We start from the raw sequence: 14,878 nt of genomic DNA, 5'->3' as shown, positions 1-14,878 counted from the left end.
CTTCTCCCCCTCCTCCGCCGCGATCACCGCCTGCCGGGATCGCCCGACCCGCGCCGTCGCCCGTCCCCCCACCGGCGCAGCGACGATGACTGCTGATCAGACACCGCACACCTTCCAGGTCGACCTGCGCGGCCTCGTGGATCTTCTTTCCCACCACCTCTATTCGAGCCCCCGGGTCTATCTGCGCGAACTGCTGCAGAACGCCGTGGACGCGATCACCGCGCGCCGCGCCGAGCAGCCGGACGCCCCCGCGCGGGTCCTGCTGTCCGTGGACGGCGGCGGCCTGCGCGTCGAGGACAGCGGGATCGGGCTGACCGAGCACGACGTGCACAACCTGCTGGCCACCATCGGCCGCAGCTCGAAGCGGGCCGACGCCGAGGGCATCGCGAGCGCGCGGGCCGAGTTCCTGGGCCAGTTCGGCATCGGGCTGCTCGCCTGCTTCGTGGTCGCCGCCGAGATCCGGGTGGTCAGCCGCAGCGCCCGTACGCCCGCCGCTCCACCGGTGGAGTGGACGGCCCGCGACGACGGTTCGTACACCGTCCGTACGCTCCCGGACGAGGCGCGCACGGAGCCGGGCACCACGGTCCACCTCACCGCCCGCCCCGGCGCCGGCGAGTGGCTGACCGAGGAGAAGGTGCTCTCGCTGGCCCGCTCGTACGGCTCCCTCCTCCCGTACGAAGTACGGGTCGGGGACGAGCCGGTCACCGACCTGCCCGCCCCCTGGGACCGTTCGTACCCGAGCCCGGCCGCCCGGCGGGTGGCGCTCGCGGGCCACTGCCAGGAGCTGTTCGGCTTCACCCCGCTCGACTCGATCGACCTGGATCTGCCGCTGGCCGGCATCCGGGGTGTGGCGTACGTCCTGCCGTCGGCGGTCAGCCCCGCCCAGCGCGCGGGCCACCGGGTCCACCTCAAGGGCATGTTGCTCACCGAGCGGGCGGACGGGCTCCTGCCCGACTGGGCGTTCTTCGTACGGTGCGTGCTCGACACGGACAGCCTGCGGCCGACCGCCTCGCGCGAGTCGCTGTACGAGGACGAGACGCTGGCGGGCGTACGGGACGCGCTGGGCGCGGCGGTGCGGGACTGGCTCGGTTCGTTGGCCGCGGGCGCTCCCGAGCGCCTGGCGCAGTTCCTGTCGGTGCACCACCTCGGTGTGAAGTCGCTGGCCCGGCACGACGCCGAGATGCTGCGGACGATGCTGCCGTGGCTGCCGTTCGAGACGACGGACGGCCGCCTCTCGCTGGAGGAGTTCGCCCGCCGGCACCCGGTGGTGCACTACACCCGCACGGTCGAGGAGTACCGGCAGGTCGCCGCCATCGCCTCCGCGCAGGGCATCGGCGTGGTCAACGGCGGCTACACGTACGACACGGAGCTGGTCGAGCGGCTCCCCGAGGTCCGGCCGGGCACGGCGGTCGCCGAACTCGACGCGGACACGGTCACCGCCCATCTGGACTCCGTCGACGCGGCGCAGGAGTTGGCCCTCGCGCCGTTCCTGTCGGTGGCGCGGGCCACGCTCGATCCGCTCGGCTGCGATGTGGCCCTGCGGTCCTTCCACCCGCTGACCGTGCCCGCGCTGCACCTGGACGGCCGGGCGGCCCGCCACGAACAGGCCCGGGCGGACGCCGAGGAGCAGGCGGACGACCTGTGGGCGGGCATCCTCGGCTCGCTGCGCGGCAGCGCGCCGCGGGCCCGGCTGGTGCTCAACCATCTCCACCCGCTGATCCGCCGGATCGGCTCGCTCGACGACCCGCAGCTCGCCGGAACGGCCGTCGAGGCGCTGTACGGGCAGGCCCTGCTGATGGCGCAGCGGCCGCTGCGCCCGGCCGACTCGGCGCTGCTCAACCGGGCGTTCGCCGGACTGCTCGAATGGGCCACTCACGACGGGGAGAACGAGGCATGACCCTGACCTTCCAGGCCTTGCGCGAGGCCATGCGGGACAACTACGAGCAGCCCGAGGGGCCGGCCCGCAACGACCGTGCCGAGCGGCTGCTCGCGGAGGCCGAGCGGATCGGCGAGCCGCTGGCCGTCATCGAGGCGCTCGGGCACCAGCTGCAGGTGTACAACTACAGCTCCGAGAAGGCGAAGATGTTCGTGCCCTTCTCGCGGCTCCTGCGGATGTGGGACGAGAACCCCGCGGACTTCGACGCGTACGAGTCGCACTCCCTGCACTGGGTGTTCAAGTGGGTCTCCAGCGGGATGCTCGACCAGCCGCACATCCCGCTCGCCTCGATCGAGAAGTGGCTCGGCGAGATGGAGCACCGGTACCGGCTCGCGGGGTACTCCGAGCGGGCCGTGCGGCAGGGCGAGTTCCGGGTGGCCCGCCACATCGGCGACCTGGAGCGGGCGTCCCGGGCGTTCGCGGCCTGGCTGGCGGCGGACCGCGACCGGATGGCCGACTGCCACGCCTGTGAGCTGCACGGGCAGGGCCTGTGGCGCGCGGAGCTGGGTGAGGACGAGGAGGCCCTGGAGACCTGGGCGCCGGTCCTGGCGGGCGAGCACACCTGTGCCCACGAGCCGCACGCGGTCCTGGCGTCCTCGCTGCTGCCGCTGCTCCGGCTCGGCCGGGGCGAGCAGGCGCGCGCGAACCATCTGCGCGGCTACCGCCTGGTGCGGCCGATGGAGAGCATGCGTGGTGCGGTGGCGGAGCACATCGAGTTCTGCGCGCTGACCGGGAACGAGGCGCGGGGTCTGGAGATCCTGGCGGAGCGTCCGGCGTACTTCACGGACGCCGGTGACCCGGACAGCCACCTGGACTTCCTGGCCGTGACGGCGCTGTTGACGGACCGGCTGGTGGCGCTCGGGCACGGCGAGCAGTCCGTGCCGGGCCCGGCGGGGTCGTCGTGGACGGCGCGGGAACTCGCGGGCCACGCGCGCGTGGAGGCGCTGGCGCTCGCCCGCCGCTTCGACGAGCGCAACGGTACGGACCGGGTGAGCGAGGTCGTTCGGCGGCGGATGGACGCGGAGCCGCTCCTGGACCGGCTGCCGCTGGGCGTACGGGCGGCGCGCGTGGCTCCGGCGGCGCAGGCCGTGGCATCGACGGCGGCGCCGGTCGCGACGAATGTCCCGGCGCCGGTGGGCCTGGACGAGCTCCTCGCCGAGGCGCGGCAGCTCTCCGAGGACCGGCATCCGGACGCGCGGGGCGCGTGGGAGGCCGTCGGGCGGGCCGCGGAGGCGAGCGGGGCGGACCTGGACGATCTGGCCCGGGCCGAGCTGGCGGACCACCGAGCGATGGCGCTCAGGGACGAGCCGGCGGAAGCGGCGCGCCTCTTCCGGTGGGCGGCCGAGCGGTACGAGGCGGCGGGCGAACCGGGTGAGGCGGCGGCCGCACGGGCCCGGGCCGCCTACGCGCTGGCCCTGGACGGCCGGGGCGAAGAGGCTCTGGCGGCCGTGGAGGAGGCCTGCGCCCGGCTTCTCTCCCTCCACGAGGACGGGCGGAGGGCCGACGGCCGTCAGGTGGCCGGCGGGCTGCTCAACCGGGTCCGGATCCGGATGACGGGGGTGGACGGCGAGGAGGGGGTCGAGGAGGTGGAGCGGGCGCTCGACGCCCTCGACGGCTTCATCGACCGGACCGAGGTGGACGTCCGGGTCGTCGACCGGATGGCCGAGGCCGAGACCGTACGGGGCGACCTGGTGGCGATGCGGGGCGAACTCCCGGCCGCGGCCGAGCGCTACGCCGAGGCGGCGGAGATGTTCCACAGGGCCGAACTGCCCTGGTACGCGGTCGAACCGGAGGCCCGGCTGGTCGCGGTGGCCCGCCACCTGGAGGACCACGAGACCGCCGAGCGCGCGGCACGGGCGGCACTGGAGCACGGGGCGCCGTACGTCGAGGCGTCGGGGAACACCCGGCTCCACCTCCAGCTCGCCGAAGTCCTCGCCGCGACCGGACGGTTCGCGGAGGCGGCGGATCACGCCCTGGAGGCGGCGCACTGGGCCGACGAGGCCGGCGAGAGCCGGGGCATCGGCGCGTACGCCCGGCATCAGCTGGGCGGTTGGCTGCTGCGGGAGGGGCGGACGGAGGAGGCGGCGGCGATCCTGGAATCGGTGCTGCCGGACCTGTCCGTGGAGGACCACGGCGACGGGACGGTCGTCCAGACGCTGTGGTGGCTCGGCGACTGCCTCGCGGCGCTGGACGAGCCCCGGTCCGCGGCGGAGCAGTGGCTGCGGGCGGCGGAGCTCGCGAAGGAGTGGCCGGAGCAGCGGGACCACGCGATGCTCGCGAACCTGGCGGCGCAGGCGCTGCTCCGGGCGGAGCTGAAGCCGCAGGCCGCGGCGGCGTACGAGCGGGCCGGCGAGCTGTGGCGGGAGCTGGGCGACACGGCGGCGTACGTCAGGACGCTGCGGGTCCGGGCGTGGATCGCGGGCGCAGAGGAGGGGCGCGCGCTGATGGACGCGGCGGCGGAGGCGTGCGGGTCCGACGTGGTGGAGCTGGCGGACACGTACGCCCAGGCGGCGGAGCTGCTCGGGGAGACGGACGCGCGGGAGGCGCTGTCGTACGCGAAGCGGGCCGTGTCGGCGTTCGCCTCGGCCGGCCCCGAACTCCGCGACCGGCGGACGGCGGCAGAGCTGCTGGCGGGGTGGCTCCACCTGAACCTGGGAGAGCGCGCGGAGGCGGCGGCGCTGGCGCGGGGGGTGCTCGCGGAGAACGCTGACTCGGAGGAGGCGGCGGAACTGCTGTCCCGGGCGACGTCCTGACCCACCGTGGTGGGCATCCGGTCCTCCCGCGGGCGGAACGGATGCCCCCACCCCCCGGAGGGCTACTCCACGCCGATGAGCAGCGGCGGCGCCCCGACGCCCCCGCGGTACGTCGTCGTGTCGACCGCAAGGTACGTCTCGCGGACGTGGCGTTCGAGGGCCGTCGCCAGGGTCGGCGGGGTCTCGTCCGCCACGATCAGGGTCACCAGCTCGCCGCCCGCCGAAAGCATCCGGTCCAGGACCGTGCGGGCCGTCGTCGTCAGGTCCTGGCCGATGATCGCCACGTCGCCCTCGATCAGACCGAGGACGTCCCCGGCCTGGCAGACGCCGGCCGAGGTGAAGGACTGGCGTTCGGCGACGGCGAGTTCGGCGTACCGGGTCGCCCCCGCCGCCGCCGTCATCGCCACCACGTCCTCGTCGAAGCGCCGGTCCGGCTCATGGACGGCGAGCGCCGCGATGCCCTGGACGGCGGCCCTGGTCGGGATCAGGGCGACCCTGATTCCCTCCGCGCGCACCTGTTCGGCCGCGGCGCCCGCCGTGTGCCGCAGGTCGGTGTCGTTCGGCAGGAGCACGACCTCGCGCGCGTGGGCCCGCCGGATCGCGTCGACGAGCTCGCCGCTGGCCGGCGGCTCGCCGGGCCTGGCCAGCACCGTCGTCGCCCCGGCCTCCGCGCACAGGCCCGCGAGCCCCTCGCCCGGTACGACCGCCACGACCGCCCGCTGCGTCCGCTCCCGTACCTCGGTGACACCCGAGAAGTGGGTGATGCGGATCCGGTACGGCCGGCCCGCCTCCACGCCCGCCTCCACGGCCGCGCCCGCGTCGTCGACGTGGACGTGCACGTTCCACAGCCCGTCCCCGCCGACCACGACCAGGGAGTCCCCCAGCGCGTCCAGCCGGGCCTTCAGCCGTTCCACGGCCGCGTCCTCCGCCTCCAGGAGGTAGATCACCTCGAAGGCGGGTCCGGCGGATCCATCAGCGCCGTCGGTGGGGTCGCACACCTCGTCGGCGACGATCGGCCGGTGAGCCCCGGCCGGCCGTAGCTGCGCCTCTCCCGAGACGACCTCCACCAGCGCCCCCAGGACGGCCACCAGGCCCCGCCCGCCGGCGTCCACGACCCCGGCACGTTCGAGGACGGCCAGTTGTCCGGTGGTGGCCTCGAGGGCGGTCCTGGCCCCCTCGTACGCCCCTCTGGCCACCGCCACGAGGCTTCCGCCGCCCTCGCAGGCGTCGGCCGCCGCGCCCGCCACGCTCAGGATCGTTCCCTCGACGGGGTGCGCCACGGCCTCGCGGGCCGCCCGGGAGGCCGCCGCGAGGGACCGCGCGAGGTGGTCGCCGTCCCGGCCGTCCGCGAGCACGGACGCCATGCCGCGCAGCAGCTGCGAGAGAATCGTTCCGGAGTTGCCCCGGGCGCCGATCAGGGCGCCGTGCGCCATGGCCCGTATGGCGTCGCCCGCGTCAGGGTCGTCGGCCGCGAAGGCCGCTTCGACCGCCTGGGCGGCGGATTCCACCGTCAGATACAGGTTCGTGCCGGTGTCCCCGTCGGCGATCGGATAGACGTTGATCGCGTCGATCTCCTCGCGCTCCCTGCCGAGCGCGTCCAGCGCCCGTACGCACCAGGAGCGGACCGCTGCGGCGTCGAGGGTCTGCGCGGTCTGCGGCAACGGGTGATCCTCCTGCTAGGGGGCGTCTGCGGTGAGCTCACCGCAGGGTAGACCCGCTCGTGACCTGGGCCCGGGGCGGGGGCGGCGGTGGTCATGGTAGTTTCGTTCTACGGGAGCAGCCGTTGTATGCTGCTTCGGTTGCCCGGCGAGAGTCGGGCCATTCCCCCGGCAAGCCACTTCAGAACTCTGATTCCGGTGCGCCGGATTTCACTGTAAATCTGAAGTCTTTGGAGTGACCCGTGGCTGCCAACTGCGACGTCTGCGGCAAGGGGCCGGGCTTCGGCAACAACATTTCGCACTCGCACCGCCGTACGTCTCGTCGCTGGAACCCGAACATCCAGCGTGTGCGTGCCGTGGTCGGTCGGACGCCGAAGCGGCTCAACGTCTGCACCTCGTGCATCAAGGCCGGCAAGGTCTCGCGCTAACGCCGACGTTTCGTCGTAGCGCAGCCCCTGCGGTTGCCTTGAAAGGCCGGTTCACCTAGGTGAACCGGCCTTTTGCCATGCCCGGAAACGAAACCCGCTAGGCGCGGAATCGCCAGCCGTGGTCCACGGGGCCGATCCCGGCGCCCAGCGCGAACCCGGCCGCGATCGCGCCCGTCACGTACGCCTTCGCCTCCCGCACCGCCTCCGGCACGGTCAGCCCCTTCGCGAGGCCCGACGCCACCGCCGAGGCCAGCGTGCAGCCCGTGCCGTGCGTGTGCCGGTTGTCGTGCCGGGGAGCGCGCAGCCAGTGCTCCTCACTGCCGTCCGTGAGCAGGTCGACGGCGTCCCCTTCGAGATGGCCGCCCTTGATCAGCGCCCACCGCGGCCCGTACGACAGGATCGCCGCCGCGGCCTCCCGCAGATCGGACTCCTGCTCGACGACGACTCCCGTGAGCTGCGCCACCTCGTCGAGGTTGGGCGTGGCCACCGTCGCCACCGGCAGCAGCTTCGTCCGTACGGAATCCAGCGCCGAGGCCGCGAGGAGCGGGTCTCCGTGCTTGGAGACCCCGACCGGGTCGACGACCACGGGCGTGTCCGGGGTGCCCGCGAGCAGTTCCGCCACCGTCTCCACGAGCGCGGCGGAGGCCAGCATGCCGGTCTTCACGGCCTGAACGCCGATGTCGTCGACGACGGCCCGGTACTGGGCCCGAACGGCCTCCTCGGGCAGTTCCCACGCTCCCTGGACGCCCAGCGAGTTCTGGGCGGTGACGGCGGTGATGACGCTCATGCCGTGCACGCCGAGGGCGAGCATCGTCTTCAGGTCGGCCTGGATGCCGGCTCCGCCGCCGGAGTCGGATCCGGCGACGGTGAGGACCAGGGGCAGGCTCACTCGTGCCCCCCGAAGTGGTCCCAGCCGCCCTTGCTGTGCCAGGGCGCCCCGTCCACCGTCACCTGCGGCAGCGCGGAGGGGTTGAGGACCTCGCCGATGACCTTCCAGCGGGCCGGCAGCTTCACGTCCGGCGGGAAGGTGGCGACGATCGCGTGGTCCTCTCCCCCGGTGAGCACCCACTGCAGCGGGTCCACACCCACGGCCTGGCCGATGTCGTGCATCTGGGTCGGGATGTCGATGAGCCCGGAGCGCAGGTCGATGCGGACCTTGCTCGCCTCGGCGATGTGGCCGAGGTCGGCGATGAGTCCGTCGCTGACGTCGCACATGGCGGTGGCGCCGAGCCCGGCGGCCGCGGGGCCCGCGTGGTACGGCGGTTCGGGCCGCCGGTGGGCCTCGACGAAGGCGCGCGGGGAGCGGAAGCCGCGAGAGAGCACCGCGTATCCGGCGGCGGACCAGCCGAGCCAGCCGGTGTAGGCGACGACGTCGCCGGGCTGTGCGCCGCCCCGGGTCACCGGGTCGTGGTTGCGCAGGTCGCCGAGGGCGGTGATGGCGATGGTGATGGTGTCGCCGCGGACGACGTCGCCGCCCACGACGGCCGCCCCTGCGACCTGGCACTCGTCGCGCAGGCCGTCCATGAGTTCGACGGGCCAGGTGGCGGGAAGCTCCGCAGGGACGACCAGGCCAAGGAGCAGCGCGGTGGGGACGGCGCCCATGGCGGCGATGTCGGCGAGGTTCTGTGCGGCCGCCTTGCGGCCGACGTCGTACGCCGTCGACCAGTCGCGGCGGAAGTGACGTCCTTCGAGCAGGATGTCCGTACTGGCCACCACGCGCCGGTCGGGTGCGGAGACGACCGCGGCGTCGTCGCCGGGCCCGATCCGTACCGCCGGGGTGGAGGTGAGCCGGGAGGTGAGCTCTCTGATGAGCCCGAACTCCCCCAGTTCTCCTACTGTGCCCTTCACCGCGTCTCACCTCGTGTTGTCGTGCCGGCCGTGCGCGTCGCCCGCCGCTCGTTCCACCGCTCGCTCTGCGGGTCGCGAGCCGTCACCGCGCTGGGTACCGTCAAGTAGACCGTCAACTTCTGTCGTGCGTACGCCACACTGTGGGCGCCTCGGGGCGCGCAGGTCTCCCCGCGGCCCTCGGCGACGCGGTACCGTGGCGTCCCTTTCTCCCACAAGATCCTCGTGGCCGCCCTGGAGGTTCCGTGGTACAGGCGTACATCCTTATTCAGACCGAGGTGGGCAAGGCGTCGACCGTCGCCGAGACCATCTCCAAGATCCCGGGGGTGATCCAGGCGGAAGACGTGACGGGACCGTACGACGTGATCGTCCGCGCCCAGGCCGACACGGTCGACGAGCTGGGCCGCATGGTGGTCGCCAAGGTCCAGCAAGTGGACGGCATCACGCGCACCCTCACCTGCCCGGTCGTGCATCTGTAGCCCCCGTCTACCCTTGGCCGGTGATGTCTTCCCACCGGCCCTTCGGCCTGCCCGCCGCCGCAGCAGCGGCCGTTCTGCTGCTGACCGCCGCGGGCTGCTCCTCCACGGACGCGAAGGCGTCGGTCCCGGTTCCCAGCCCTTCGGCGGAGGAGGCCGTCCTCTGCCAGGCGCTGGCGAAGGAGCTTCCGGACACCGTGGCGGGGCTGGGACGGAACGATCCGGAGCCCGAGTCCGAGCTGACCGCCGGGTGGGGGGATGCGGCGATCGTACTGCGCTGCGGCGTCCCCCGGCCCGAAAAGATGACCGATCCCCAGTCCCAGGGCATCTCCGTGAACGGCGTGCGCTGGATGCTGGAACGGCAGGAGGGCGGCGCACCCCGCTTCACCACGGTGTACCGGAAGACGTACGTCGAGGTGACGCTGGACGAGCGGTACGCGCACGACGCCGCACCGCTCACCGATCTCGCCGCCCCCGTGGCGAAGACCGTTCCGTGCGCCCTGGAACCGGAGTGCGCCTAGCCCGGAGCGCGACCGCCCCGGAGTCTGCCTAGCGCAGGCCGGTCGAGCGGGTCAGCGCGGCCTGGATCAGCCGGTCGACGAGCTCGGGGTAGCTGACCCCGCTCTCCTGCCACATGCGCGGGTACATGGAGATCGGGGTGAAGCCCGGCATGGTGTTGATCTCGTTGATCACGAACTCGCCGTCCTCGGTGAGGAAGAAGTCCGCGCGGACCAGCCCCTCGCAGGACACGGCCTCGTACGCGGCGACCGCGAGCCGCTGGACCTCAGCGGTGGCCTCGTCACCGATCGGCGCGGGCACGATCCCGGACGCCGAGTCGATGTACTTGGCCTCGAAGTCGTAGAAGTCGTGGTCGGTGACGGGCGGGATCTCGGCCGGGACGCTGGCGCGCGGGCCGTCCTCGAACTCCAGGACGCCGCACTCGATCTCGCGGCCGCGCAGCAGCGACTCGACGAGGATCTTGGGGTCGTGGCGCCGCGCCTCCTCGATGGCCTCGTCCAGGCCGGAGAGGTCGTCGACCTTGGTGATGCCCATGGAGGAGCCGCCACGGGCGGGCTTCACGAAGAGCGGCCAGCCGTGTTCGGCGGCGAACTCGACGATCTTCTTGCGGGCGGCCGCGGGGTTGTGCTCCCACTCGCGGGGGCGGATGACCTCGTACGGGCCGACGGGCAGCCCGAAGGAGGTGAACACCCGCTTCATGTACTCCTTGTCCTGGCCGACGGCGGAGGCGAGGACGCCCGCGCCGACGTAGGGGACGCCGGAGAGCTCCAGGAGGCCCTGGAGGGTGCCGTCCTCGCCGTACGGGCCGTGCAACATCGGGAAGACGACGTCGACCTCGCCGAGCGCCTTGGGCACGGAGCCGGGCTCGGTGTACACGACCTCGCGGTTGGCCGGGTCGACGGAGAGGACGACGCCGCCCTGCTCGGACTCGGTCAGGTCGGCGACGTTCGGCAGGGAGCGCTCGGCGATGGCCATCCGCTCCGGGGCGTCGGCGGTCAGCGCCCAGCGCCCGTCCGTGGTGATGCCGATGGGCAGCACGTCGTACTTGGTCCGGTCGATGGCGCGCAGGACGGCGCCGGCCGTGACGACGGAGATGGCGTGCTCGGAGCTGCGTCCGCCGAAGACGACGGCCACGCGCGGCTTGCGGGGGCTCTGGGTGTTCTCGCTCATAACGCGTTGAGCGTACCTTGCGGGTTCGTTCCGCTTAAGAGCCCCGGCCCGCCGCGCGCGTCCGGGCTAGTGCGAGTGCCCGTGCCGCCGTCAGCGGCGCTCGGACTTGGCGCTGCGGGACATCAGTTCCTTGAGGGCGACGATCGGCGGCTTGCCCTCGTGGACGATCGAGACGACCGTCTCGGTGATCGGCATGTCGACGCCGTGGCGGCGGGCCAGATCGAGCACGGACTCGCAGGACTTGACGCCTTCGGCCGTCTGCTTGGTCGCGGCGATGGTCTCCTGGAGCGTCATCCCACGGCCCAGGTTGGTGCCGAAGGTGTGGTTCCGGGAGAGCGGCGACGAGCAGGTGGCCACCAGGTCGCCGAGGCCGGCGAGGCCGGAGAAGGTGAGCGGGTCGGCGCCCATGGCGAGGCCGAGCCGGGTGGTCTCGGCGAGGCCGCGGGTGATCAGCGTGGCCTTGGAGTTGTCGCCGAGCCCCATGCCGTCGGCGATGCCGACGGCGAGCCCGATGACGTTCTTGACCGCGCCGCCGAGTTCGCAGCCGACGACGTCGGTGTTGGTGTACGGGCGGAAGTACGGGGTCATGCAGGCGGTCTGGAGCCGCTGGGCGACCGCTTCGTCGGCGCAGGCGACGACGGCGGCGGCCGGCTGCCGGGCAGCGATCTCGGGAGCCAGGTTGGGGCCGGTGACGACGGCCACGCGCGCGACGGGCACGTCGGCGACCTCGGCGATGACCTCGCTCATGCGCTTGGCGGTGCCGAGTTCGACGCCCTTCATCAGGGAGACGAGAACGGTGTCGGGGGCCAGTTTCGGCGCCCAGTCGGCGAGGTTCGCGCGCAGGGTCTGCGAGGGGACGGCGAGGACGGTGAACTCGGCGTCGCGGGCGGCCTCGGCGGGGTCGGTGGTGGCCCGGATACCCGAAGGGAGCGCGACGCCCGGGAAGTAGTCGGGGTTGGTACGGGTGGTGTTGATGGCCTCGACGAGTTCTGCGCGGCGGCCCCAGAGGGTCACCTCGCAGCCCGCGTCGGCGAGCACCATCGCGAAGGCGGTGCCCCACGATCCCGTACCGAAGACGGCTACCTTGGTCACTTCGTACCTTCCCCGGCGGCCTTGCGCCGCTGTTCCAGACGGGCCTTGCGGTGGTCGTACGGCTCGGCCGGTGCCTTCTCGCCGCGTACGTCCTCCAGGATCGCGGTGATCGCGGCCATGATGACCTCGGTCGCCTCGCGCAGCACCTCGGGCGTCGGCTCCTGGTCGTAGAAGCGCGAGAGGTCGACGGGCGGGCCGGCCTGCACGATCAGCGTCTTGCGCGGGAACAGCTGGAGCTTGTTCTCCTTGGCGTACGGCGGCATCGCGAGGTTGGCGCCCCACTGGGCGACCGGGATGACCGGGGCCTTGGTGAGCAGAGCGACGCGGGCGGCGCCGGTCTTGCCGGCCATGGGCCACATCTCGGGGTCGCGGGTGAGGGTGCCCTCGGGGTAGAAGGCGACGCATTCACCGCGCTCGATGGCGTCGACGGCGGCGCGGAAGGCGTCCAGGGCGTTGGTCGTCTCGCGGTAGACGGGGATCTGTCCGGTGCCGCGCAGCATCGTGCCGACGAACGAGCCCTTGAAGAGGCCGGCCTTGGCGAGGAAGCGCGGTACGCGTCCGGTGTTGTACTGGTAGTGCGCGTAGGACAGCGGATCCAGATACGAGTTGTGATTGACGGCGGTGATGAATCCGCCGTCGGCCGGAATGTGTTCCGTTCCGCGCCAGTCCCGCTTGAACAGAACCACCAGCGGCGGTTTAGCGATGACCGCCGCCAGGCGGTACCAGAAGCCGATTCTGCGGCGGGACACTCGTGCACCTTCCTCTGGGACTGGCGTGCAGGGGGTCAAGTGTCGCCCCATGCTCCTGGTCTGTCGAGGACACCGTACGCCCCGGGCTCCCGCCGCCGCCGGGCACCGGCCCCTCCGGCCCGTCGGACGCGCGCGGGGGGTGTCGGGCCAGAATGGGCCCCGATGAACACCGATCCGGACGACGGCTGGTCCCTGATCGTCCCCCTGAAGCCCCTTGCGCGGGCGAAGAGCAGGCTCGCCGCGGCCACCGGGGCTCAGCTGCGCCCGCGGTTCGCGCTGGCGTTCGCGCAGGACACGGTGGCCGCGGCGCTGGAATGCGGACGTGTGCGGGATGTGGCGGTCGTCACGGATGATCCGGTGGCAGCGGCGGCGTTGGCTGCGCTCGGGGCGCGGGTCGTGCCCGACTCCCCGGCCGCCGGGCTCAACGCGGCGCTCGCGCACGGGGCGCGGACGGTACGGGAGTCCCGGCCGGACGCGTGGGTCGCGGCGCTCAACGCGGACCTGCCGGCCCTGCGTCCCGGGGAACTGGCCCGGGTCCTCCACGCCGCCGGGAAATTCCCCCGGACATTTCTCGCGGATGCGGCCGAAATCGGTACGACATTCCTCTCGGCCGGCCCGGGAGTGGAATTGGCACCTGCATTCGGGGGCGCTTCACGGAGACGGCATTTGTCTTCGGGGGCGGTGGAAATCCGGCTGACCGGGGTGGATTCCGTACGCCGGGACGTGGACACCGGCGAGGATCTGGCGGCCGCGCTGGCGCTCGGTGTCGGGCCGCGGACGGCGGCCCACCGCTACCTCACGGCCGGATAGGCTGCGGCCCATGCAGGCGACCGCGTACACGTACGACCCCGAGACCCGCAGCGGCAGTGTGCTGCTCGACGACGGCACCCCGGTGGAGTTCGGGGCCGAGGCCTTCGACGCGGGCGGGTTGTTGCTGCTGCGTCCGGGGCAGCGGGTGCGGATCGAGACGGAACCCGCGGCCGGCGGCACGGGCGGCGCGGGGCTGCGCATCACACTGGTGACCCTGCAGACCCTCTGAACTCGGCGAACCGACCGCACCGGACGGCCGCCACTGGGCCGAACAGGGCGTGAACGCGCCGCGGGCCGGGCTCCCCGAGGGGAGCCCGGCCCGGCGTGTGAGTTGCCCTTGGCCCCTGCGCCGCTTACTCCTACTTCGCGGCGGTCTTCTTGGCGGTGGTCTTGCGCGCCGTCGTCTTCTTGGCGGGCGCCTTCTTCGCCGTGGCCTTCTTCGCCGGCGCGGTCTTCTTGGCGACGGTCTTCTTGGCCGCGGCCGTGGTCTTCTTCGCCGGGGCCGCCTTCTTGGCCGCCGCCGTGGTCTTCTTGGCCGCCGCGGTGGTCTTCTTGGCGGGCGCCTTCTTCGCCGTGACCTTCTTCGCGGTGACCTTCTTCGCCGGCGCGGCCTTCTTGGCCGCGGCCTTCTTGGCGGTGGTGGCCTTCTTGGCCGCGGCCTTCTTCACGGTCGCGGAAGCACCGCCGGTCAGGCTGCCCTTGGGCGCCTTCTTGACGGAGACCTCGCCTCCCTTGGGGAGCTTCTTCGAGCCGCTGACCAGGTCCTTGAAGCCCTGACCCGCACGGAAGCGCGGCACCGAGGTCTTCTTGACCCGCACGCGCTCACCCGTCTGCGGGTTGCGGGCGTACCGGGCCGGACGGTCGACCTTCTCGAACGAGCCGAAGCCGGTGACCGAAACCCGGTCCCCGCCGACCACGGCACGCACGATCGCGTCCAGCACCGCGTCGACAGCGTCCGCGGCCTGCTGACGGCCGCCGAGCTTGTCGGCAATCGCTTCTACGAGCTGCGCCTTGTTCACGTCTTCCCCTTCGGAGACATTGCCAGAACGAAAGTGTTCAAGCTTTTTCGCACGTTAGGCATGTATATACCGCAAATCAAACACGAAACGGGCTAATCACCCTAGTGCCGCAACGCGGAAGTGCCGTTGCGGAGTTCCTGGTGTCAGTCGTCTTCAGGGAATCGGCCCTCATCGAGGTCCTTCATCAACCGGTCGAGACGCGCTGCCGCGTCCGCGAGATCGTGCTTCGCCGCTGCCGTGACGACCAGCAGCTTCCGGGACAGCGCCATCCTTACGCCCTCCGGGACTTGCAGTTCACGCACTCTTGTGTGCGCTTCTTTCAATCGGGCGGCGACTGCCTCGTAGAGCTCGAGTTGGCTGTCGCGTTCCATGCACCGATTGTGCCATCTAGGGCGAGTTGTCGCCCGACAGGGTCTCAACAAG

Annotated in this window: 15 protein-coding genes; 7 read left to right on the top strand and 8 right to left on the bottom strand. The window is 72.4% G+C overall.

Features of this window, described 5'->3' with window-relative positions; genetic code table 11:
* Nucleotides 1-85 precede the first annotated feature (85 nt).
* Complete coding sequence (locus ABZ939_RS08945; protein WP_361850879.1) at nucleotides 86-1,897, top strand: HSP90 family protein; 1,812 nt, start codon at nucleotides 86-88, stop codon at nucleotides 1,895-1,897.
* Entirely contained in the window at nucleotides 1,894-4,689 is a 2,796-nt protein-coding gene (locus ABZ939_RS08940) for a tetratricopeptide repeat protein (protein ID WP_361850877.1), read from the top strand. Before ABZ939_RS08945 ends, ABZ939_RS08940 begins: the two co-directional genes overlap by 4 nt.
* A gap of 62 nt (nucleotides 4,690-4,751) precedes the next feature.
* Here ABZ939_RS08940 and ABZ939_RS08935 read toward each other — a convergent pair whose 3' ends face one another.
* A complete protein-coding gene (locus ABZ939_RS08935; protein ID WP_361850875.1) occupies nucleotides 4,752-6,350 on the bottom strand; it encodes a DAK2 domain-containing protein in 1,599 nt (532 codons plus the stop codon).
* Nucleotides 6,351-6,589: 239 nt separating this feature from the next.
* On the opposite strand from ABZ939_RS08935, the gene rpmB reads away from it, so the two are divergent.
* A complete protein-coding gene (rpmB, locus tag ABZ939_RS08930; RefSeq protein WP_003957616.1) occupies nucleotides 6,590-6,775 on the top strand; it encodes a 50S ribosomal protein L28 in 186 nt (61 codons plus the stop codon).
* Nucleotides 6,776-6,872: 97 nt separating this feature from the next.
* Here the strand turns inward: rpmB and thiD are convergent, their stop codons facing one another.
* On the bottom strand, nucleotides 6,873-7,664 hold the full coding sequence (thiD, locus tag ABZ939_RS08925) for a bifunctional hydroxymethylpyrimidine kinase/phosphomethylpyrimidine kinase (RefSeq protein ID WP_361850873.1): 792 nt from the start codon (nucleotides 7,662-7,664) through the stop codon (nucleotides 6,873-6,875).
* Nucleotides 7,661-8,623 (bottom strand): thiamine-phosphate kinase, encoded by a 963-nt coding sequence (locus ABZ939_RS08920; RefSeq protein WP_361850871.1) that lies wholly within the window; start codon nucleotides 8,621-8,623, stop codon nucleotides 7,661-7,663. The genes thiD and ABZ939_RS08920 overlap by 4 nt, the downstream gene beginning before the upstream one ends.
* Nucleotides 8,624-8,865: 242 nt before the next feature.
* Here ABZ939_RS08920 and ABZ939_RS08915 point away from each other — a divergent pair, with 242 nt between their 5' ends.
* Both ABZ939_RS08915 and ABZ939_RS08910 read left to right on the top strand, forming a co-directional pair.
* Nucleotides 8,866-9,099 (top strand): Lrp/AsnC ligand binding domain-containing protein, encoded by a 234-nt coding sequence (locus ABZ939_RS08915; protein WP_028802415.1) that lies wholly within the window; start codon nucleotides 8,866-8,868, stop codon nucleotides 9,097-9,099.
* Nucleotides 9,100-9,122: 23 nt separating this feature from the next.
* The gene (locus tag ABZ939_RS08910; RefSeq protein WP_361851297.1) at nucleotides 9,123-9,617 is read left to right on the top strand and encodes a DUF3515 domain-containing protein; all 495 of its coding nucleotides are present in this window, start codon (nucleotides 9,123-9,125) and stop codon (nucleotides 9,615-9,617) included.
* A 28-nt stretch (nucleotides 9,618-9,645) separates the two neighbouring features.
* Here the strand turns inward: ABZ939_RS08910 and ABZ939_RS08905 are convergent, their stop codons facing one another.
* From ABZ939_RS08905 to ABZ939_RS08895, 3 genes are all read right to left on the bottom strand, one after another.
* Nucleotides 9,646-10,785, bottom strand: coding sequence for a D-alanine--D-alanine ligase family protein (locus tag ABZ939_RS08905; protein WP_361850869.1), 1,140 nt, complete (start codon nucleotides 10,783-10,785; stop codon nucleotides 9,646-9,648).
* Nucleotides 10,786-10,875: 90 nt separating this feature from the next.
* On the bottom strand, nucleotides 10,876-11,877 hold the full coding sequence (locus tag ABZ939_RS08900) for an NAD(P)H-dependent glycerol-3-phosphate dehydrogenase (protein ID WP_361850867.1): 1,002 nt from the start codon (nucleotides 11,875-11,877) through the stop codon (nucleotides 10,876-10,878).
* Complete coding sequence (locus ABZ939_RS08895; RefSeq protein ID WP_361850865.1) at nucleotides 11,874-12,626, bottom strand: lysophospholipid acyltransferase family protein; 753 nt, start codon at nucleotides 12,624-12,626, stop codon at nucleotides 11,874-11,876. The genes ABZ939_RS08900 and ABZ939_RS08895 overlap by 4 nt, the downstream gene beginning before the upstream one ends.
* 162 nt (nucleotides 12,627-12,788) lie before the next feature.
* Between ABZ939_RS08895 and cofC the strand changes: the two genes are divergently transcribed.
* Both cofC and ABZ939_RS08885 read left to right on the top strand, forming a co-directional pair.
* Complete coding sequence (gene cofC / locus ABZ939_RS08890) at nucleotides 12,789-13,436, top strand: 2-phospho-L-lactate guanylyltransferase (protein ID WP_361850863.1); 648 nt, start codon at nucleotides 12,789-12,791, stop codon at nucleotides 13,434-13,436.
* 10 nt (nucleotides 13,437-13,446) lie between these two features.
* Nucleotides 13,447-13,665 carry a hypothetical protein gene (locus tag ABZ939_RS08885; RefSeq protein ID WP_361850861.1) on the top strand — a complete coding sequence of 73 codons (219 nt, stop codon included), beginning with the start codon at nucleotides 13,447-13,449 and terminating at the stop codon, nucleotides 13,663-13,665.
* A gap of 130 nt (nucleotides 13,666-13,795) precedes the next feature.
* On the opposite strand, the gene ABZ939_RS08880 is transcribed toward ABZ939_RS08885, so the two are convergent.
* Together ABZ939_RS08880 and ABZ939_RS08875 are read right to left on the bottom strand one after the other, a co-directional pair.
* Nucleotides 13,796-14,455, bottom strand: a complete 660-nt coding sequence (locus tag ABZ939_RS08880; protein WP_361850859.1) for an HU family DNA-binding protein — start codon at nucleotides 14,453-14,455, stop codon at nucleotides 13,796-13,798.
* A 143-nt stretch (nucleotides 14,456-14,598) separates the two neighbouring features.
* Entirely contained in the window at nucleotides 14,599-14,826 is a 228-nt protein-coding gene (locus tag ABZ939_RS08875) for a hypothetical protein (protein ID WP_361850857.1), read from the bottom strand.
* Nucleotides 14,827-14,878: the final 52 nt, after the last annotated feature.

It is taken from the genome of Streptomyces sp. NPDC046712, assembly GCF_040645695.1.
Lineage (GTDB): Bacteria > Actinomycetota > Actinomycetes > Streptomycetales > Streptomycetaceae > Streptomyces.
Note: the sequence above shows the minus strand (reverse complement) of the source record. Positions and strands in the feature narration are given on the sequence as shown.

Excerpts from the sequence above, each read along its gene's own strand:
- ABZ939_RS08905 (WP_361850869.1), bottom strand. The coding sequence starts at position 10,785 with ATGAGCGAGAACACCCAGAGCCCCCGCAAGCCGCGCGTGGCCGTCGTC.
- ABZ939_RS08885 (WP_361850861.1), top strand. The coding sequence starts at position 13,447 with ATGCAGGCGACCGCGTACACGTACGACCCCGAGACCCGCAGCGGCAGT.
- cofC (WP_361850863.1), top strand. The coding sequence starts at position 12,789 with ATGAACACCGATCCGGACGACGGCTGGTCCCTGATCGTCCCCCTGAAG.
- ABZ939_RS08910 (WP_361851297.1), top strand. The coding sequence starts at position 9,123 with ATGTCTTCCCACCGGCCCTTCGGCCTGCCCGCCGCCGCAGCAGCGGCC.
- ABZ939_RS08940 (WP_361850877.1), top strand. The coding sequence starts at position 1,894 with ATGACCCTGACCTTCCAGGCCTTGCGCGAGGCCATGCGGGACAACTAC.
- ABZ939_RS08945 (WP_361850879.1), top strand. The coding sequence starts at position 86 with ATGACTGCTGATCAGACACCGCACACCTTCCAGGTCGACCTGCGCGGC.
- ABZ939_RS08875 (WP_361850857.1), bottom strand. The coding sequence starts at position 14,826 with ATGGAACGCGACAGCCAACTCGAGCTCTACGAGGCAGTCGCCGCCCGA.